The sequence below is a fragment of the Mesorhizobium sp. M1328 genome (genome assembly GCF_040318075.1).
Classification (GTDB): Bacteria; Pseudomonadota; Alphaproteobacteria; order Rhizobiales; family Rhizobiaceae; genus Mesorhizobium.
In genome coordinates, this window is sequence record NZ_JAMYLO010000001.1 from 435,542 (window position 1) to 453,756 (window position 18,215).

General features: G+C 63.1%; 17 protein-coding genes. 12 read left to right on the top strand and 5 right to left on the bottom strand.

Going from position 1 to position 18,215, the window contains the following annotated elements; translation table 11 throughout:
- Positions 1-215 precede the first annotated feature (215 nt).
- The 3 genes from NKH23_RS02135 (at position 216) to msrA (ending at position 2,095) form a co-directional block, all read left to right on the top strand.
- On the top strand, positions 216-926 hold the full coding sequence (locus tag NKH23_RS02135) for a DUF1223 domain-containing protein (RefSeq protein WP_352912145.1): 711 nt from the start codon (positions 216-218) through the stop codon (positions 924-926).
- Between the two features lie 78 nt (positions 927-1,004).
- Positions 1,005-1,289, top strand: coding sequence for a hypothetical protein (locus tag NKH23_RS02140; RefSeq protein ID WP_352912147.1), 285 nt, complete (start codon positions 1,005-1,007; stop codon positions 1,287-1,289).
- A gap of 77 nt (positions 1,290-1,366) precedes the next feature.
- Complete coding sequence (msrA, locus tag NKH23_RS02145) at positions 1,367-2,095, top strand: peptide-methionine (S)-S-oxide reductase MsrA (RefSeq protein WP_352977000.1); 729 nt, start codon at positions 1,367-1,369, stop codon at positions 2,093-2,095.
- A 152-nt stretch (positions 2,096-2,247) separates the two neighbouring features.
- On the opposite strand, the gene NKH23_RS02150 is transcribed toward msrA, so the two are convergent.
- The 3 genes from NKH23_RS02150 to NKH23_RS02160 all read right to left on the bottom strand — a co-directional run bounded on the left by NKH23_RS02150 (position 2,248) and on the right by NKH23_RS02160 (position 7,273).
- Positions 2,248-4,797, bottom strand: a complete 2,550-nt coding sequence (locus tag NKH23_RS02150; protein WP_352912151.1) for a mechanosensitive ion channel family protein — start codon at positions 4,795-4,797, stop codon at positions 2,248-2,250.
- A gap of 101 nt (positions 4,798-4,898) precedes the next feature.
- Positions 4,899-5,903, bottom strand: a complete 1,005-nt coding sequence (locus tag NKH23_RS02155; RefSeq protein ID WP_352716098.1) for a cytochrome d ubiquinol oxidase subunit II — start codon at positions 5,901-5,903, stop codon at positions 4,899-4,901.
- Entirely contained in the window at positions 5,900-7,273 is a 1,374-nt protein-coding gene (locus NKH23_RS02160) for a cytochrome ubiquinol oxidase subunit I (protein ID WP_353034185.1), read from the bottom strand. The genes NKH23_RS02155 and NKH23_RS02160 overlap by 4 nt, the downstream gene beginning before the upstream one ends.
- 263 nt (positions 7,274-7,536) lie before the next feature.
- Between NKH23_RS02160 and NKH23_RS02165 the strand changes: the two genes are divergently transcribed.
- The 4 genes from NKH23_RS02165 (at position 7,537) to NKH23_RS02180 (ending at position 10,573) form a co-directional block, all read left to right on the top strand.
- Positions 7,537-8,463: an ABC transporter ATP-binding protein gene (locus tag NKH23_RS02165; RefSeq protein WP_352716093.1), complete on the top strand. Its 927-nt coding sequence runs from the start codon at positions 7,537-7,539 to the stop codon at positions 8,461-8,463.
- A gap of 14 nt (positions 8,464-8,477) precedes the next feature.
- A complete protein-coding gene (locus NKH23_RS02170; RefSeq protein WP_352912216.1) occupies positions 8,478-9,239 on the top strand; it encodes an ABC transporter permease in 762 nt (253 codons plus the stop codon).
- Between the two features lie 165 nt (positions 9,240-9,404).
- On the top strand, positions 9,405-9,896 hold the full coding sequence (locus tag NKH23_RS02175; protein ID WP_352912154.1) for a MarR family winged helix-turn-helix transcriptional regulator: 492 nt from the start codon (positions 9,405-9,407) through the stop codon (positions 9,894-9,896).
- Complete coding sequence (locus NKH23_RS02180; protein WP_352912156.1) at positions 9,893-10,573, top strand: GNAT family N-acetyltransferase; 681 nt, start codon at positions 9,893-9,895, stop codon at positions 10,571-10,573. The genes NKH23_RS02175 and NKH23_RS02180 overlap by 4 nt, the downstream gene beginning before the upstream one ends.
- Before the next feature lie 100 nt (positions 10,574-10,673).
- On the opposite strand, the gene NKH23_RS02185 is transcribed toward NKH23_RS02180, so the two are convergent.
- Complete coding sequence (locus NKH23_RS02185; RefSeq protein ID WP_352912158.1) at positions 10,674-12,665, bottom strand: PhoX family protein; 1,992 nt, start codon at positions 12,663-12,665, stop codon at positions 10,674-10,676.
- 199 nt (positions 12,666-12,864) lie between these two features.
- Between NKH23_RS02185 and NKH23_RS02190 the strand changes: the two genes are divergently transcribed.
- From NKH23_RS02190 to NKH23_RS02205, 4 genes are all read left to right on the top strand, one after another.
- On the top strand, positions 12,865-13,203 hold the full coding sequence (locus tag NKH23_RS02190) for a hypothetical protein (RefSeq protein ID WP_023679017.1): 339 nt from the start codon (positions 12,865-12,867) through the stop codon (positions 13,201-13,203).
- Between the two features lie 14 nt (positions 13,204-13,217).
- Positions 13,218-13,919 (top strand): phosphatase PAP2 family protein, encoded by a 702-nt coding sequence (locus tag NKH23_RS02195; protein ID WP_352716085.1) that lies wholly within the window; start codon positions 13,218-13,220, stop codon positions 13,917-13,919.
- Positions 13,920-14,231: 312 nt separating this feature from the next.
- Positions 14,232-14,501, top strand: coding sequence for a helix-turn-helix domain-containing protein (locus tag NKH23_RS02200; protein ID WP_292656925.1), 270 nt, complete (start codon positions 14,232-14,234; stop codon positions 14,499-14,501).
- A 181-nt stretch (positions 14,502-14,682) separates the two neighbouring features.
- Positions 14,683-16,395 carry a SulP family inorganic anion transporter gene (locus tag NKH23_RS02205; RefSeq protein ID WP_352716082.1) on the top strand — a complete coding sequence of 571 codons (1,713 nt, stop codon included), beginning with the start codon at positions 14,683-14,685 and terminating at the stop codon, positions 16,393-16,395.
- A 16-nt stretch (positions 16,396-16,411) separates the two neighbouring features.
- On the opposite strand, the gene NKH23_RS02210 is transcribed toward NKH23_RS02205, so the two are convergent.
- A complete protein-coding gene (locus NKH23_RS02210) occupies positions 16,412-17,272 on the bottom strand; it encodes an SMP-30/gluconolactonase/LRE family protein (protein WP_352977004.1) in 861 nt (286 codons plus the stop codon).
- A 115-nt stretch (positions 17,273-17,387) separates the two neighbouring features.
- On the opposite strand from NKH23_RS02210, the gene NKH23_RS02215 reads away from it, so the two are divergent.
- A complete protein-coding gene (locus NKH23_RS02215) occupies positions 17,388-18,191 on the top strand; it encodes a helix-turn-helix domain-containing protein (RefSeq protein ID WP_352977005.1) in 804 nt (267 codons plus the stop codon).
- Positions 18,192-18,215: the final 24 nt, after the last annotated feature.

Sequence of the window (18,215 nt, forward strand, 5' to 3'; positions counted from 1 at the left end):
TGGCCGAGCGAAGCTCGGTCGGAAGAGGGGTGTTCCAGGGAACGCCAACGCCTCATTTCTTCCAGCACCCCTCAACCGTCTGGGCGCTACGCGCCGATCCACCTTCTCCCACAAGGGGAGAAGGGACAGCTGCGAACGATCACGAAGCGGTGATGCTGTAACGAACCGTGCGTCGGCGGCGAAGTGTGGACATGGAACCGCACAGGAGAACAGCGATGACCGGATCGAAACGCGGCACTGCCCTTATCGGGCTTGCCCTGGCTCTGTTTTCGCCAATTGGGTTTTCGGCAACCAGCGCGGCCGCCGGCCAGACGCTGACCGTCGTCGAGCTGTTCACCAGCCAGGGCTGCTCGTCCTGCCCGCCAGCCAACGCCAATCTGATCAAGGTCAAGGACCGGCCCGGCGTGCTGGCGCTGTCCTTCAACGTCACCTACTGGGACTATCTCGGTTGGAAGGACACATTCGGCAAAGAAGAATTCACGCAGCGCCAGGTCCGCTATGAACCGTCGCTCGGCCGTTCCGGCCCGTTCACGCCGCAAGTGGTGGTCAACGGCAAGGCCGATGCGGTCGGCGCCAGGCCGGGCGAGATAGAGCAGCTGATTTCGAGCGGCGGCCTCGCCGACGGACCTTCGCTGTCGCTCGCCGGCGGGAAGGTCAGCATCGGCGCCGGTCCGGTGCCCGGCGGCAAGGCCGACGTCTGGCTGGTGCGTTACCGACAAGGCGTCGTCGAGGTGCCGGTGGCGCGCGGAGAAAACACCGGCCGCACGCTGCCGCACGCCAATGTCGTGCATTCGCTGACCAGGCTGGGCAGTTGGACCGGCGACGCCACCGCGCTGCCGCTGCCGGCGACGACGGGCGGCCTCAGCACGGCGGTGCTGGTGCAGGTGCCGGGCGGCGGGCCGATTCTGGCCGCCGCTACGAACTAGAAACCCTCGCGAAATTTCCCCAACGCGCAGCGGCGCCGCCGCGTGCCGTCAACCCCTGCCAAACCCAAGGAGATCATCATGACCAATCGCCCGACCCTGGCGGCACTCGCCTTCGCACTTTGCTCGACGGCGCTGTTCGCAGGAGGCGCGGCGCGGGCCGAAGATGCGATGAAGCCGGCGATGGCGACAAACGCCATGAAGCCGGCGACGGGCGCAATGGCGCCTGACGCGATGCCCACGACTGCGATGAAGGCGACAGATCCGATGAAGGCCGACTGCATGAACAAGGCAGCCGCCGAAACGAACGCCATGAAGAAAGCCGAAGCGACCAAGTCCTGCGATGCCATGGCTCCGGCCAAATAGGCGATGCGCACAGCAATGTGAGAGCCCGGCGGACCTATCCGTCGTATAATCCACACCAGCATCATGGGAGATCAGACATGACCGCAACCGTGAAACGATCGGCGATTTTCACAAAAGCCGCACTTGCCGCGCTCATCCTCGCGGCCGCCGCTGCCGTGTTCTGGCAGACGCCGGCAGTCTCGGCCGAAGACGCGGTGGTGATCCCGCCGCCGGCAATGGACGAGAAGGCCACCGCCGGCACCGAGAAGGCGGTCTTCGCCGGCGGCTGCTTCTGGGGTGTGCAAGGCGTGTTCCAGCACGTCCAGGGCGTCACCAGCGCCGTTTCCGGCTATGCCGGCGGCGACAAGGACACGGCCGTCTACGAAATGGTCGGCACCAGCCGGACGGGCCATGCCGAATCCGTCGAGATCACTTACGAGCCATCCAAGGTGACCTACGGCCAGCTGCTGCAGGTGTATTTCTCGGTGGCGCACAATCCGACGCAACTGAACTATCAGGGGCCAGACAGCGGCACCCAGTACCGTTCGACGATCTTTGCCGAAAACGACACGCAGAAAAAGATCGCCGAAAGCTACATCGCGCAGCTCGATAAGGCCAAGGTGTTTCCTAAGCCGATCGTTACGACGCTGGAGACCGGCAAGAGCTTCTATCCGGCCGAGGACTACCACCAGGACTTTCTGACGCTCAACCCGACCTATCCCTATATCGTCTACAACGATCTGCCCAAGGTCGAGAATTTGAAGCGGCTGTTCCCCAACCTCTACAGCGAAAAGCCGGTTCTGGTGCTGGCCGCCAACAAGAGCTGAGTTGTGGGGAGGTAATCTCCCCCCTCGAGGGGGAGATGTCGCCGAAGGCGACAGAGGGGGTCGCCGCGCGCTGAGCGCCAACTTCGTCTTCCTCGAAATGCCGCGTCGCGCCAACCGAACCGACCCCCTCTGGCCTGCCGGCCATCTCCCCCTCAAGGGGGGAGATTAATACCCCCCTTTTTCCAGGGCAGGCTCCAGCGCACTTTCTCCAGCGTCGCCTTTGCCTCGGCCGAGTCCGGGTCGGGCTCTGTCTCGCGATAATGCGCCGAGCCCTCAGGCGGGTAGGCAAGCGTGTTGTTGAGGGCGAATTTGTCGATCTGGCTGAAGTCCGGGAATGGCAGATTTTGCGCCTCGCGCCAATCGCTGACCCTTTTCTCCGCGGCGATGCGCTTTTCGTCGTCGACCGGAAGGTCGGTGGCTCTGTATTCCAGTGACGAAGGGAAGGCGAACTGCGCGCCGGCATCATCCATGATGTTGATCATGGATAATAGGATGTCCTCGCGGATGGCTTGAAATTCGGCCACGTCGGCGGTTTTGACATAAGTGAACACGTCGATGTCGAGCGAATAGGCGCCGAAGCCGGCAAAGCGCACGCGGCACGGCTCGTCGATGACGCGCGGATGGGCGATCAGCAGCTTGCGCAGCTCGGCCAGGACGTAGCGCAGCTGATCGGGCGTCGTCTCGTAGCGCAGCTGCAGCGTCGTCGCGAACCGGGTGCGGTCGCGATGCGCGTAGTTCTCGATCTGCATGCCGGCGAAATCCGAGTTCGGCACCGAGATGATCGTGCGGTCGAGCGACCTGATGCGCGTCGAGCGCATGCCGATATGCTCGATCGTGCCGGACTGGTCGCCGAACTTGCAGAAGTCGCCGACGCTGACTGGCCGATCGGCATAGAGCGTCAGGCCGGAGAGGAAGTTCTGCAGCGTCGGCTGCGCGGCCAGCGCCACCGCCAGACCGCCGATGCCGAGACCGGCAATGACGCCTTCGTAGGGGATGGCGAGCACTTCGGCCAACAGCAGGAAGGCGACGACCAGCACGGCGACGCGCGCGACACCGGTGGACAGCGAAATCAGCGTGTCGTGGTAGCCGGGCACCTGCCACAGTCCGCGATAGTGGTCGGCGACCTTGCCGATCAGACGCCAGACCACCGGCACGGCGCCGATCACGATCAGGCTCCAGGCGATTGCCTTGACCGGGGCGGCGACCACTTGCGGCAGACCGAGCGGGCGCAGCGTCAACAGCAGGAAGAAGCCAAGCACGATCGAGCGCACCGCCCATTCGACAATGCGGAAGAAGGCCGAGCTGTCCGTCCTTGGCACAAACAAGGAAATCAGCGCATTGGCGATGAAGCCGAAGACGATGCCGGCCAGTGCGGCAAGGCCGAGCATCCACCATTGCCAGTGCTCCATCGGGCCGGCGCGGGTGAGCAGGCTGGGGCCGATCTCGCGGGCGAGGCCACGGGCGATGAAGAACGGGTCGGTGCTGGCGAAGGCGGCGAATTCCGGCGCCACCGGCACGTCTTCGACGTCGGCGTAGAGCGCGCGGATGTGGGCGAGCGTCTCGGGCGTAAACTGCCAGATCTTGCCCTTCTCAGTCTCGACCGGGCCGATGACGATGTTGCCGGTGGGATGCTCGAAATAGACGAAAGGGGTGTTGCTCTTCGGATCGTCGGGGATCTCCTGCCAATAGACATAGCCGATGCGGTCGATGACCTTTTTGAGATAGCGCTCGAGCAGAAATGCCTCGTCGCCGCGCACCGCCTGACTGTAGTTGCGCAGATCGAGCGCCGCCTGTGCCGGATCGCCGGCTTCGGTGAGGCCGCTCAACAGTACCTTGAACGTATCGCGCGGCGAGGCCAGCTTGCTCGGATCGTCGACCATGTCGACAGCTTCGCCACGCGCTTCCTGGAATTCGGCGAGCTTGGCCTGGAGCTGGGCAAGTGGCGGCCCGACGATGAACCAGTCGCCATTCTTGCGGCGAAAAGTGACGTCGAAGGAGACCCTGGTGCCGTATTGCGGCAGCGTCGCCGTCACCTCGTCACCGGCAATCGTGTCATGCGGCAGGCTCCACAGACGGAACGTCGCGTTGTCGACGACGGTGAACAGAAGCTTGGTGTAATCGGGCATGTTGAGGCCGCCGCGGTCGGTCTCGGTGACGTCGACGAGACCCGCTGCCAGACCGGCAAGACCCATGCCGCCGCCGGTGGCGCGCGGCACGTTGTCGGCGCCGCTCTCGTTCATCGTTTGCAGGAACGAGCGCATGGTGCTCATCGGGCTCGACTGGTCGACACGGACGTCCTCGACGGCGCTGACGCGCACCCCTGTCCACCATTCGGCGGTGGCGGCATCGAAACGACCCATGAAGCTGCCGCCGTCGGGCGACTGGACGAAGGTGAAGGCGCCCTGGCGGTCGCCTTCGAACCAGTGGCCGACAAGCTTGTCGCCGTCGGCCTTGGCCTCGATGCGGCCGTTATAAAGCGGGTACACGCCCTTTACGTCAGCGCCGGTCTGCTCGAACTTGATCTGGGCGCCGCCGCCGCGCCACTTCGTGTCCCACACACCGGTCCAGTTGGCCGCGTCCTGGGCATGCGCCTGCGGTATGGCCGGCAGCAGGCCGGCAAGCGCGAATGCGCCGATCAGCGCGACCGTCCGGATCAGCATAAGCAACAGCCGATCCTGCCTTGCCGCAAAAAAGGGGGTCATTCTGTTGCCCTTCTTCTGCCGGCGATTCTGCTGGGCCGGCCAGAGAAGGTTATTCCGCTTGAAGATGAATATTCTGTTTCAGGCGGCGACGGCGATGCCGGTCAGTCATAGGTCAGATCCGTCGCCTTGCCGGCGAACACCCGGTAGGCAAAGAACGAATAGAAGATGATGATCGGCAGCACGACGACCGTCCCGACCAGGATGACGGCCAGGCTTTCGGGTGCCGAAGCAGCCTGCCAGATGGTCAGCCGGTCGGGCACCACGAAAGGGTAGAACGACCAGGCGAGGCCGGCAAAGCCGAGTGTGAAGATCGCGGCCAATGTCAGGAACGGGAGCAGCGCGTGGCGGTCGCCGGGCTTCGGCAGATGGAAGGTCTGGCGCCATAGCCACAGGAACAGCACTGCCGACAGGATCGGCAACGGCGACAAATAGAGCATGGCCGGCCAGACGAACCATTTGTCGAAGATGCGCGCGCTGGCAAAGGGCGTGGCCAGCGATACCGCGACCATGCCGAGCGCGGTCAGCACCAGTGCCGTGCGCAGCCACAGCACCGCCTTCCTCTGCAGGTCGCCTTCCGTCTTGTAGATGACCCACGCCGCTCCCATCGCCGCGTAGGCGGCGGCAAGGCAGAGCGCCACCAGCGCGCCGAAGGCGATGCCGCCAGCGCCGACGTCGAGGCCGAGCACATAGACGCCGAGCATATAGCCTTGCGCCAGCGATGCGATGACCGAACCGAGAAAGAAGATGCGGTTCCAGCGGTGCTTCCTGCCGGCAGGCACCTTGGCGCGGAAATCGAAGGCGACGCCGCGCAGGATCAAGCCGACCAGCAGCACGAAGACCGGAATGTAGAGCGCCGTCAGGATGGTGCCGTGCGCCAATGGGAAGGCGACCAGCAGCAGGCCGACCGCCAGAACCAGCCAGGTCTCGTTGGCGTCCCAGAACGGGCCGATGGCGGCGATCATCGTATCCTGCTCGGTATCTTCGGCTGCGGCGAACAGGATGCCGATGCCGAGATCGAAGCCGTCGAGGATGACGTAGATCAGGATGGCGAGGCCCATCAGGCCGGCGAAGATCAGAGGCAACAGGGTCGGCCAGTCGAAGCTCATGATGTTTCTCCCGGTTGCGCAACCGGCTGCGACAGCGGCCTGTTCATGACGCCCGGCAGCGGCGAGGTGTCACCATCCTTCGCCGCCTTCAATGCCAGATGCACCAGCACGCCGAGATAGGCGATCAGCAGCAGCGCGTAGAGGATGAGATAGACCGCGAGCGACAGCGCGACATGGCTGCCGGCGACCGGGCCGACAGCATCGGCGGTACGCAGCACGCCGGTGACCAACCAGGGCTGGCGGCCGATCTCGGTGGTGTACCAGCCGGCCAGCGTCGCCAGCCAGCCGGACAGCGCCATCGGCACCATGACAAGCGCCAGCGGCTTAGGCAGGCTGTGGCGGCGCTTGAGGAAGAAGGCCGCCGACCAGGAGACAGCGAGCATCAGGAGGCCGGTGCCGACCATGATGCGAAAGCCCCAGAACACCGGAAATACCGGGGGACGGTTGCCGGTATAGTCGTTCAGCCCCGGTACGATGCCGCCGGCGCTGTGCCTGAGGATAAGGCTGGCGCCATCGGGAATGGTGAGCTCGAACCTGTTCTCCTTGGCCGCTTCATCGGGAAGCGCAAACAGCACCAGCGGAACGTTGGGACCGGTGTTCCAGTTGGCCTCCATCGCAGCGATCTTCTGCGGCTGATGTTCAAGCGTGTTGAGGCCGTGCTGGTCGCCGGCAAAGATCTGGATCGGGATCAGGATCGCGGCGGTGAAGACGCCGGTGCGCAAGGCCTTCCACATCGATTCCGAGCGATCGCCGTAGAGATAGCGCAGCGCCGACAGGCCGGCGATCAGGAACGAGACGGTCAGCCCCGAAGCAAGCAGCATATGGACGAGCCGGTAGGGCATGGACGGATTGAAGACAACGGCCCACCAGTCGGTGGCGTGGGCGACACCATCGCGCATCTCGAAGCCGGCCGGCGTCTGCATCCACGAATTGAGCGCGATGATCCAGAAGGCGGACAATGTGGTGCCGCCGGCCACCAGCACCGTCGCCAGTGTATGGACGCGGTTTGAGACGCGACGGAAGCCGAACAGCATGATGCCGAGGAACGCTGCCTCGAGGAAGAAGGCGGTGAGTATCTCGTAGGCCAGCAGCGGGCCGGCAATGTTGCCGACCGTCTCCATATAGCCCGGCCAGTTGGTGCCGAACTGAAAACTCATGGTGACGCCGGAAACCACACCCATGGCGAAGGACAGCGCGAATACCTTAACCCAGGTGAAATAAGCGCGCATCCAGGCGGAATCGTTTGTCGCGTTGTAGCGGAGCTTGAAGAACAGCAGCACCCAGCCGAGCGCGATGGTGATCGCCGGGAACAGGATGTGGAACGAGATGTTCGCGCCGAACTGTATGCGCGACAGGATGAGCGGGTCCATGGCGGCTCCGGCTGCTGCTTGTTTGTACAAGGATAGGCTTGATGCGCCGGACGGTCAAAGCGGCGTCCCGCCGCGAGGCGGAACGCCGCAGTGCCGGTTAATCTGCTTTTGCGTGGAATTTTGCTGGACGACCAGGCGGGTGTTGCTTATTCCGGCGAACCTCGATGTCCAGAACTGTCAGGAGCGCCATTGACATACGGATTTGCGAACCGACATTCAGCGGATTAAATCAACAACTCTGTTTCAAGCAGCCGTTTTCAGCCATGCAGCCGATCATCTCGATTTCCGGGGTCACCAAGACCTACGCCACCGGCTTCCAGGCGCTGAAGGAGATAAATCTCGATATTGTGCGCGGCGAGATATTTGCGCTGCTCGGGCCGAACGGCGCCGGCAAGACGACGCTGATCTCGATCGTCTGCGGCATCGTCAACCGCTCGTCGGGCAGCGTCACAGTCGACGGCCATGACATCAACCGCGACTACCGCGCCGCGCGCAGTCTGATCGGGCTGGTGCCGCAGGAACTGACCATCGACGCCTTCGAGAGCGTGTGGGCGACGGTCAATTACAGCCGCGGGCTGTTCGGCAAGCCGGCGGACAAGGCGTTCGTCGAAAAAGTGCTGCGCGACCTGTCGCTCTGGGACAAGAAGGACGCCAAGGCGATCACGCTGTCCGGCGGCATGAAGCGCCGGCTGATGATCGCCAAGGCGCTGTCGCATGAGCCGCGCATCCTGTTCCTCGACGAACCGACCGCCGGCGTCGACGTCGAGCTGCGCCAGGACATGTGGGCGATGGTGCGCCGGCTGCGCGAAGACGGCGTCACCATCATCCTGACCACGCACTACATCGAAGAAGCCGAGGCGATGGCCGACCGCGTCGGCGTCATCAACCGCGGCGAGATCGTGCTGGTCGAGGACAAGGCCGAGCTGATGCGCAAGCTCGGCCGCAAGCGGCTTGTGCTGGAACTGCGCAGCCCGCTGGCCACCGTTCCCGACGCATTTTCGCGCTACGCGCTGGAACTTTCGCCGGATGGCGGGCAGCTGACCTATACCTATGACAACCAGAGCGAACGGCCGGGCGTCGCCTCGCTGATCCGCGAGCTCGAGGCGGCCGGCATCCAGTTCCGCGACATCGACACGGAAAACAGCTCGCTCGAGGAGATCTTCGTCAATCTGGTGAGGAAACAGGCATGAACCCGCGCGCGGTCATGAATCTTCATGCGGTATGGGCGATCTATCGGATGGAGATGGCGCGCGCTCTTCGCACCGTGCTGCAGAGCATCGTTTCGCCGGTCATTTCGACATCGCTCTATTTTGTCGTCTTCGGCTCGGCGATCGGCTCACGCATCACCGAGATCGACGGCATCAGCTACGGCGCCTTCATCGTGCCGGGGCTGATCATGCTGTCGCTGCTGACGCAGTCGATCTCCAATGCGTCTTTCGCCATATACTTTCCGAAATTCGTCGGCTCGATCTACGAATTGCTGTCGGCGCCGGTGTCCTATCTGGAGATCGTCATCGCCTATGTCGGGGGTGCGGCGACAAAGTCGATCGTGCTTGGCCTGATTATCCTGGCGACGGCCTCGCTGTTCGTGCCGCTGACGATCGAGCACCCGTTCTGGATGCTCGCCTTCCTGGTGCTGACGGCGGTGACCTTCAGCCTGTTCGGCTTTATCATCGGCATCTGGGCGAAGAGCTTCGAGCAGCTGCAGCTGGTGCCGCTGCTGATCATCACGCCGCTGACCTTTCTCGGCGGCAGCTTCTATTCGATCAATATGCTGCCCGGCATCTGGCGCACGGTGACGCTGTTCAACCCTGTGGTGTACCTGGTTAGCGGCTTCCGCTGGAGCTTCTACGGCAAATCCGACGTTTCGGTCGGCGTCAGCCTTGGCATGACGGTGGTCTTCCTGCTCGTCTGCATAGCAATCGTCGCCTGGATCTTCAGGACCGGCTACCGGCTGCGCAACTGATCGACTGGCCGTGCCAGGCAAAGCAGCCTTATCGGTCAACGTTTCCTTTCCGAAGGCGATATAGGCCTGCGCCCGTGCCTGGAGCCGGCGCTTGAACGCTCGATCTTGCTTTTTATGCATTGTTATATATCATGTTATCGATTTTCGCACGAGACGAAGTGACCTATGGAAGACGTCATACGATCGCTTGGTTTCCTGTGCCTGGGCAGCAGGATGAAGCGTATAGGCGAACAACTGCAAGCGGAGGCGCAGCGCCTGCTCGACCGGCTGGATGTCCCGGTTCAGGCGAGCCAGTACCCGCTGTTGGCCGCGCTCGACAGGCTGGGTCCGCTGTCTGTCGGGGAACTGGCGCAATCCCTTGGCATCGCGCAGCCAGGCGTAACGCGAAGCGTCTCGCTTCTGGCCGAATTGGGACTGCTCGAGGTCAGTCCGTCGACCGATGACCAGCGGCGCAGGATTGTCTCGCTTACTCGGGACGGCCGGCGGCTGGTCGATATCGCAAAGCGCGAGGTCTGGCCGCGCATCGAGAACGCCGTCGCGGATTTGTGCGCGGATCTTTCGGGGCCTCTTCTTGATCAGCTGGCTGCCATCGAGGACGGCCTCGCCGCGGCTCCCCTCGACCATCGAGTAAAAAAACCGAAGGATGCGGTACAATGAGGCACCTGCTTGACCGCCCTATCTGGAGCGCGCTTCAGACGCGACATCGGGCCTTCGCGGAGGGTGACAACCTCGCCATGCGATACCGGCCGTCAATCGTCCCTTTCGCCGCCACCGGGGCGGACGACGCGGATAACTTGCAGGCGCTCGGAAAGCTTGTTCCCCCAGGCGAGAGTGTCATTCTGCTTCAGTCGGACGCCATTGATCTGCCCGCGGGGCTTTCCGCGACTTCGACCGCAGCCGGGGTTCAGATGATTGCCGAGCAGCCGTTGCAAACCGTGTCTGACAAACGCGTGCAACGTCTGACGCGAGACGATGCCGCTGAGATGCTCGCCCTGGCATTGCTCACCAAGCCTGGCCCATTCACGCTCGAAGCCTTGAGCCTGGGCGATTTTTGGGGTGTGAAAATCGAGGGCAGGCTTGCGGCGATGGCCGGCGAGCGCATGAAGCAACCCGGCTATACCGAACTCAGCGGGGTATGCTCACATCCGGAATTTCGGGGCGGCGGCCTGGGCAAGCTGCTGTCCCTGTTCGTGGCAAACCGGATAGTGGCGCGCGGCGAAGTTCCCTATCTCCACGCCTATGCCAGCAACGCCACGGCCATAGGACTATACAAGTCCATTGGCTTCAGGTTGCGAAGCACAATGAATGTGGCCGTGGTTCAGCGCACCGAATAATTCGTCGGCGCATGATGGGCAGCATGGATGCGTGTATCAGGAAAGGAAGGATTTCGTATCGCCGAAATCCTTCCTTGAGACTGCAAGACCTGGCTGCGCGTCAGACCGCGATCTTGCCGCCACCTTGCCTGGTGATGGCAACGACCGCCGGGCGCACCGGGATGTCCGGCTTGAAGTCGGGCCAGCGGGTCGACAAATCCTCATAATAGGATGGACGGCCGAAAGCCTCCCAGTCCTCGCCGCCGTCGCCCGGATGCTGGACGGCAACGAAGGCGGTCTGGTCGTCCGGCGCAAACAACGGGCCGCACATTTCGGCGCCTATCGGCACACGGAAGAACAGCTTTGATGTGGCCCTTGCCGGCCCTTCCGTGTCGACCGCCCACAGACCGTCGGTGCGGCCAGTGGCCTTCGGGCCCTGGCCGTCGGTAGCAACCCAGAGGCGGCCGGCCGAATCGACCGCGCAATTGTCCGGCATGCCGAACCAGCCATTGGCCGTGGTTGCGGTCGAGAAGGTGGCGCCGACAGCGGCAACCGAGGGATCACCGCATTTCAAGAGCACCTCCCACTTGCCCTTGGTGGCAGTGAAATCGCCGCCGTCCTCGACGATCTCGATGATGTGGCCAAAGGCATTTTCGGCACGCGGGTTGGCGGCGTCGACCTGATCGGCCTTGCGCTTCGAATTGTTGGTCAGCATGACATAGACCTTGCCGTTGGCGGCATTGGGCTGGATGTCTTCCGGACGGTCCATCTTGGTGGCGCCGAGCAGGTCGGCGGCGCGGCGCGTTTCGATCAGCACGTCGGCCTGGCTGGCAAAGCCGTTCTCCGCCGTCAGCGGCCCTTGGCCGAAGACGATCGGCAACCATTCGACCGAACCGTCCTCGGCAAACTTGCCGACATGCAAGGTGCCATCGTCGAGCAAATCCTTGTTTCCAGCGCGGTCGTCCGGATTGAATTTGCCTGTGGTGACGAACTTATAGACGTAGTCGAAGCGCTCATCGTCGCCGAGATAGAAGACGACACGGCCATCCTTGGCGACGATCGACTCGGCGCCCTCATGCTTGAAGCGGCCCATCGCGGTGCGCTTCCTCGGCACCGAAGTCGGATCCTGAACGTCGACCTCGACGATCCAGCCGAAGCGGTTCGGCTCGTTTGGCTCCTTGCCGATGTCGAAACGGTCGTAATGCGCTGCCCATTCATAGGCACCTTCGGGAATGCCGAGGCGCTTGTAATTGGCGGCTTCCTTATGGCTCTGCGGCAGCTCGCCCGAGAAATAGCCGTGGATGTTCTCCTCGGCCATGACATAGGTGCCCCATGGCGTGACGCCGCCGGCGCAGTTGTTGACAGTGCCGATGACTTTGGTGCCGCTCGGGTCGGCGCTGGTCTTGACGCGGTCGTGGCCGGCGACGGGGCCGGAGAGCTCGATCTCGGTGTTGGAGGTGATGCGGCGGTTGAGCTTGCCGTCGCGAACGACCTGCCATTTGCCTGATATCTTGCGGATCTCGACAATGGTGCCGCCATGCGCGGTCATCTCGACGTCGACTTGTTCCTTGCTGAGAGGCGCCTGCTTGGCTTTGCCGTCGACGATGGTGACGAGGCCCGAAAACATCAGGTGCGGATTGGTGTATTCGTGGTTGACCACCAGCAGGCCGTGCTCGGCCGAGCCGTCGATCGGGATATAGCCGACATAGTCGTTGTTGTAGCCGAATTGTCTGGCCTGGGCCTCCGCCGACTGTTTTGTCGGATCGAATTCCGGCGAATCGGCGAACAGCGGATCGCCCCAGCGCAGCAGCACATCGGCGTCATAGCCGGGTGCGACGTGATGCTTGTCGTCGATGCCGGCCTCGAGCTCGTCGAAAGCGAAGGCGGAGCCTTCGGCGGCGCGGGCGTTGTCGGCGGTGATCAGCGCCAGCGGGCTGACGGTAGCGGCTATGGCCGAGACGGCAAGCGAGCCCTTGAGGAAGCCGCGGCGCGAGAACCGCGCGGCGATGATTTCACCCATGGTGCGGTTGTCGGTGGGATTGGCTCCTGGCCCGTCGTTTTCCTCGAGCAGGCTGGTGCGGAAATGGGCGTCAGGGGAGCGATGTTCGGTCATAGGGGCATGCCTCTGGCTGGATGGATTGCTGGAGCGTGTTGCCTGGCCAGTCCGGTATCGCCGGCAGGTCACAGTTTGATGACATGCCGGCTAATTACCACTGCGATTTTGTATCCAGCATCGGCCCCGCTTGACCGCGACCGGCGCTTCGGAAACAAGAGCTGCGGTGGGCGTAGGACCGCATCGGGAGGAACAAAAAGTGAGTTTCTGGGGACTTGGGCAGCTCTGCGTTTCGACGGTGATCTTCCTGCTGGCGGCGATGGCTGCCAAACAGTGGGGGCTGGCGCCGAGCCTCGGCAAGATCGTGCTGACGTTGGCGCTCTATTCGCTCGGCAATCTGATCATGCTGAGGCTGATCCGTGAATTCGGCATGTCGGTGTCGTTCAGCCTGTCAGCGGTGATCCAGCTGGTGTCGGTGAATGTGGTGGCGCTGGTCTTCTTCGGCGAGCGCGTCAATGCCTTGCAGGCGACCGGCATTGTGCTTGCCATCGCAGCTGTGGCGCTGATCACGCTCGGGCCCTATCTGCAAAGGCTGTAACTGCGATCGGGCCGATGAAGAAGACCGCAAGCAGACTGCGCAACTGGCTGGAGTTCCCGGTTCTGCTGGCCGGGCTGATCATTGCCGGCGGGCTGTGGGGGTTCGAGGAGCTGATGGAGATGGCGCGGGCCACCACGCCGCATGCCTTCGATACCGAAATCCTGCTCGCCTTCCGCAAGGCCGGCCAGCCCGACAATCCGATCGGACCGGCGTGGCTGGAAGGAGCGATGCGCGACATCACCAGCCTCGGCAGCGCCAGCGTGTTGGTCCTGATTACCGCGGCAATGATCGTCTATCTGCTCCTCATACGCAGGCCAGGCGCGGCGCTTCTCATGTTCGTCGCGGTAGCGGGTGGCCAGGTCCTGTCAAGCGTGCTCAAGTTCGATATAGACCGGCCGCGCCCCGATCTGGTCTCGCATCTCGCCGACGTGGCATCGCTTTCGTTTCCGAGCGGCCACGCCATGCTGTCGGCGGTGACATATTTGACGCTGGGCAGCATGGCGGCGCGGTTTTTGCCCGGGCGGACAACGAAGATCTATGTGCTCGGGCTGGCGGTGCTGACGACGGTGGTGGTCGGCATCAGCCGCATCTATCTCGGCGTCCACTGGCCGTCCGACGTATTGGCCGGCTGGTGCGCCGGCTTTGCCTGGGCGATGCTGTGCTGGCTTGCGGCCCGGTTCCTGCAGCGACGGCTCGGGCGGGCCGGCGGCACCTGACTCATGTCAGTCGATTTGCGGTCAAATCAGCCTGTTGATCAGGCCATGGCCGCAGCCTGCCAGCAGGAAAACCATCGACAGCAAGGCTGTCGAGGTCGCCAACGCTTTGAATATCTTCACCTGCTCATCCTTTTTGAGTCGTCGCCTGTGAAATCGGGATCGCAATGGATGTCCCGCCAAACGATGCCGTAGCATGCTAGCGCATCGGCTGGCAAAGAGTGCTGCATGTTTCACATATGCAAGATGATGCTTGAACCATCATAATGAAGGTATTATACGTGATACCGCAGATTCAGACGGGGGTTTTGGCCGATGATCACTGCCGCGCAGATGCGTGCCGCGAGGGCGCTGGCCGGCATCGATCAGAAGACGCTCGCCGAGCGCGCCGGGGTTTCGCTTCCAACCATTCAGCGCATGGAAGCGAGCGACGGCGTGGTCCGGGGCGTGGTCGATACGCTGATGAAGGTCATCCAGGCCCTTGAAGAGGCCGGGGTCGAGCTGATCGGCGAGAACCAGGCGAGCGAGCGTGGCGGCAGGGGCGTTCGCCTCAAGCCTGTCACGCCGCAGAACCCGCAGGGCTGATGGTACTGCCGCATCGCCGAAAATCAAATTCGATTTTCGGATAGTCCGATGCGCCGTTCAAAAGTGTTGGAGCGTATCTGTGCGCCCATTTGGACGCACGCCGCTCCAAGTCGCGACGGCGACCGCCGACAGTCCTGCCGACGATCCCGCCGCCTCCTTGGTTTCATGGGGAAGGCACTCGATGGATCAGACCCGGCGGGCAGCGCATCAACCGGCACGCCCGACATTTTCCGAACTGTTCACGCCGAAGCTGGTGACGGTGCTGCGCGAGGGCTATACGCTCGCGCACTTCAAGGCCGATGCCATTGCCGGGCTGACTGTCGCCATCGTAGCGCTGCCGCTGTCGATGGCAATTGCCATTGCTTCAGGCGTGACGCCGGAACGCGGGCTCTACACCTCGATCATCGGCGGCTTCCTGGTCTCGGCGCTTGGCGGCAGCCGTTTCCAGATCGGCGGCCCGGCCGGCGCCTTCATTGTGCTGGTGGCTGCGACAGTGGCGCGGGTTGGCGTCGACGGCTTGCTGCTGGCGACGATGATGGCCGGCCTGTTCCTGCTTGCCATCGGCTATCTCAGGCTTGGCACCTACATCAAGTTCATCCCCTATCCAGTGACCGTCGGCTTCACCGCCGGCATCGCCGTCATCATCTTCTCCGGCCAGATCGTCGAACTGTTCGGGCTGAAGCTCGCCGGCAAGGAACCGGGGCCGCTGGTGCCGAAGCTGATGGCCATCGGCGAGGCGGCCGGAACGATCAACCTCGCCGCAACCGCGGTGGCGGCACTGACCATCATCACCATTGCGATGTTGAAGCGGTTTCGGCCGAAGTGGCCGGCCATGCTGATTGCCATCGGACTGGCATCCCTCGTCGTTGCATTGCTCGCCATGCCGGCCGAGACGATCGGCACGCGTTTCGGCGGCATCCCGCGCAGCCTGCAATGGCCGGCCTTCCCGCCGCTTAGCCTCGACAGGATAATCGACGTGCTGCCGGACGCCATCGCCTTTGCGCTGCTCGGGGCGATCGAATCGCTGCTGTCGGCCGTCGTCGCCGACGGCATGACCGGAAGGCGGCATCGCTCCAATTGCGAGTTGGTGGCGCAAGGCTTCGCCAATGTCGCCTCCGCTCTGTTCGGCGGCATCTGCACTACCGGAACCATTGCCCGCACCGCGACCAATGTGCGGGCCGGCGCGCATGGACCGGTTTCAGGCATGATGCACTCGGCCATCCTGCTTGCCCTGATGCTGGTGGCAGCACCGCTGGCCAGCTATATCCCGCTTGCAGCACTTGCCGGCGTGCTGGCGGTGGTGTGCTGGAACATGTTCGAGAAACAGGCCTTCGCCACGTTGCTGCGCGCCTCGCGCGGCGATGCGCTGGTGCTGATGGCGACGTTCCTGATCGTCATCTTCCGCGACCTGACCGAAGGCATCGTCGTCGGTTTTGCGCTGGGCTCGATCCTGTTCATCGACCGCATGGCCAAAAGCATCGCGGTGGAGGCGGACCATCAATCCTTGGTGCAGGAAGACGTCGCCGACCGCGCCAGCGCCTATGATTCCAGCGAGGCGAGCGATGCCGACACCGTTGTCTACCGGATATCGGGCGCCTTTTTCTTCGGCGCCGCCTCGACCGTCGGCACCGTGCTGGACCGCATCGCCGACCAGCGCAAGAACTTCATCCTCGACTGTTCGGCGGTGCCGTTCTTCGATTCGACGGCGGCCAATGTCATCGAGGGCGCGGCCCACAAGGCGAGCCGCGCCGGCGTTCGCTTCATTATATCAGGCGCTTCACCGCAGACACGCCGCATGCTGATCAACCACGGCGTCAAGCGGCCGCTGGTGACTTATGCCGCCTCGATCACGGATGCGCGGGCGCAGCTGAAGAAAGCCGCGCCCGCCGTCTGAGCTGGCAGTTGCCGGCTTAGTCGAGGCCCAACGCTGCGACTTCGCCGTCATTCATCAGCGGCACGAAGATTGTCGACCTGCCGTCGGTGCCGATGTCGGCGCTGCCCGGCTTGAACGTCGCAACCACTTGCGGCGTGCCGCCGGCTTTGTAGCGGTAGAGCGTGCCGGTCATATACGCGGTGGCGTAGATGCTGCCGCCGATGGCAACGACGCCATCGAGGTTGGCAAACTTTTCCGCGCCGGGCAGTGGCGAAACGGCCTTGGTAGCAAGATCGACCGAGAGCAGGCCGCCCGGCTCCGCGGTGCTGAAGTCGGGCTTGATGCCCTTGCCCCAGGAAGCGACGATCAGCCGACCGCCATCGGCGAAGATGCCATTCGGCGAAGCGAGCGAAGCATCCTTGACGAACAGTTCCGGCCGGTCGCCGTCGATGCGATAGATCGTATCCGCAAGCATATCGGTGACGTAGATCTTGCCGGATGCATCAGCGGTCATGTCGTTGAGGAAGACGGCGTTCGGCACGTCGATCGTCGACGCTAGCTTGCCGCTAGCGAGATCGACGACGCGCACATGGGTGAGGTCGGCGACGTAGAGTTTGCCGCCGGCAATCGACATGCCCTTGGGCGCGTCCATGCCGTCGGTCCAGTGTTGCGTGAGTAGCTTGCCGTCCATCGACAGGATCGACAGATAGCCGTTGCCGTCGGCTTCGCTGGGATTACCGACGATATTCGAGACGATAACGCGCTGGCCGGCGGCGTCGAACAGCGCCGATTCAGGTTGCTCGAGGCCGCCGGCGCGCCAGAGTTCAGCGGCCTGAACTGCCGGCGCAGTCGCGATGCCGACGATGGCGAGAAGTATCGGTGTGAAGAGGCTTTTCATGGCTAGTCTCCTGTAATGGACTGGCGGAGAGCTAGGCATTTCGATACTTTTCGGGAAGATCTATCTGGACTAGTACCGAAGGCTGATACCAAATCGTGCAAAAGAGGTGCATCCCATGAACGGCCTGATCTTCGAAGCGCTGAAGCGGACGCTTAAGGCAAAGGGCATCACCTACCGCGTCCTTGCCGAGCGCATGGGTGTTTCCGAGCCGACGGTGAAACGCATCTTTCATGAGCGCAACTGCAAGCTCGACCGGCTGATGGAGATCTGCACTGCCGCCGGCGTGGAGTTGGAGAACGTGCTCGGCTCTATGAACAGAGGACCAGGACCCGCCAACCAGATCGCGCCGGAGATCGAGCGCAAGCTCGCCGGGCGGCCGGCACTGCTGTTCGTCTTCGTCATGCTTTCCGAGAAATTTACGCCCGAAGGCATCATGCGCTCACAAGGACTGAGCGAGGCTTCGATGTTCCTCTATCTGCGCGACCTCGAGGAACTCGGCCTGATCGCGCTCGGTCGCGGCCTGTCGGCAAGGCTGCTGGTCGAGGCGCCGATCCAGTGGAATTTCGACGGGCCATTGCGGCCGCTGTTCGAGATGACCAACAAGAATTTCGTCGGCTGGGCCATCACCCATTTTGAGCGCGAGGCGACATTCGTCAGCTTCTCCAGGCGAATGCGGCCGGAAACGGCGGAAATGGTCAGGCGCGAGGCGGAGGAATTGGCGGAGCGCGCCAAATTGCTTGCTCATCACGACCAGCACACGACGCCCGAAGACGGACTGGTCGGCTACAAATGGACGTTTGCGTTCGGCGCAACGCCGTTCCCGGTGATCATGCCAATCGGGCCACATCCGCGCGACGCAGGCGCGCAGACGGACGATCGAGTTGCGGCCGCCGCAAACGGACGGCGTCTGCCGGCCTAGGTCAAAACACAATCACTGAACGAC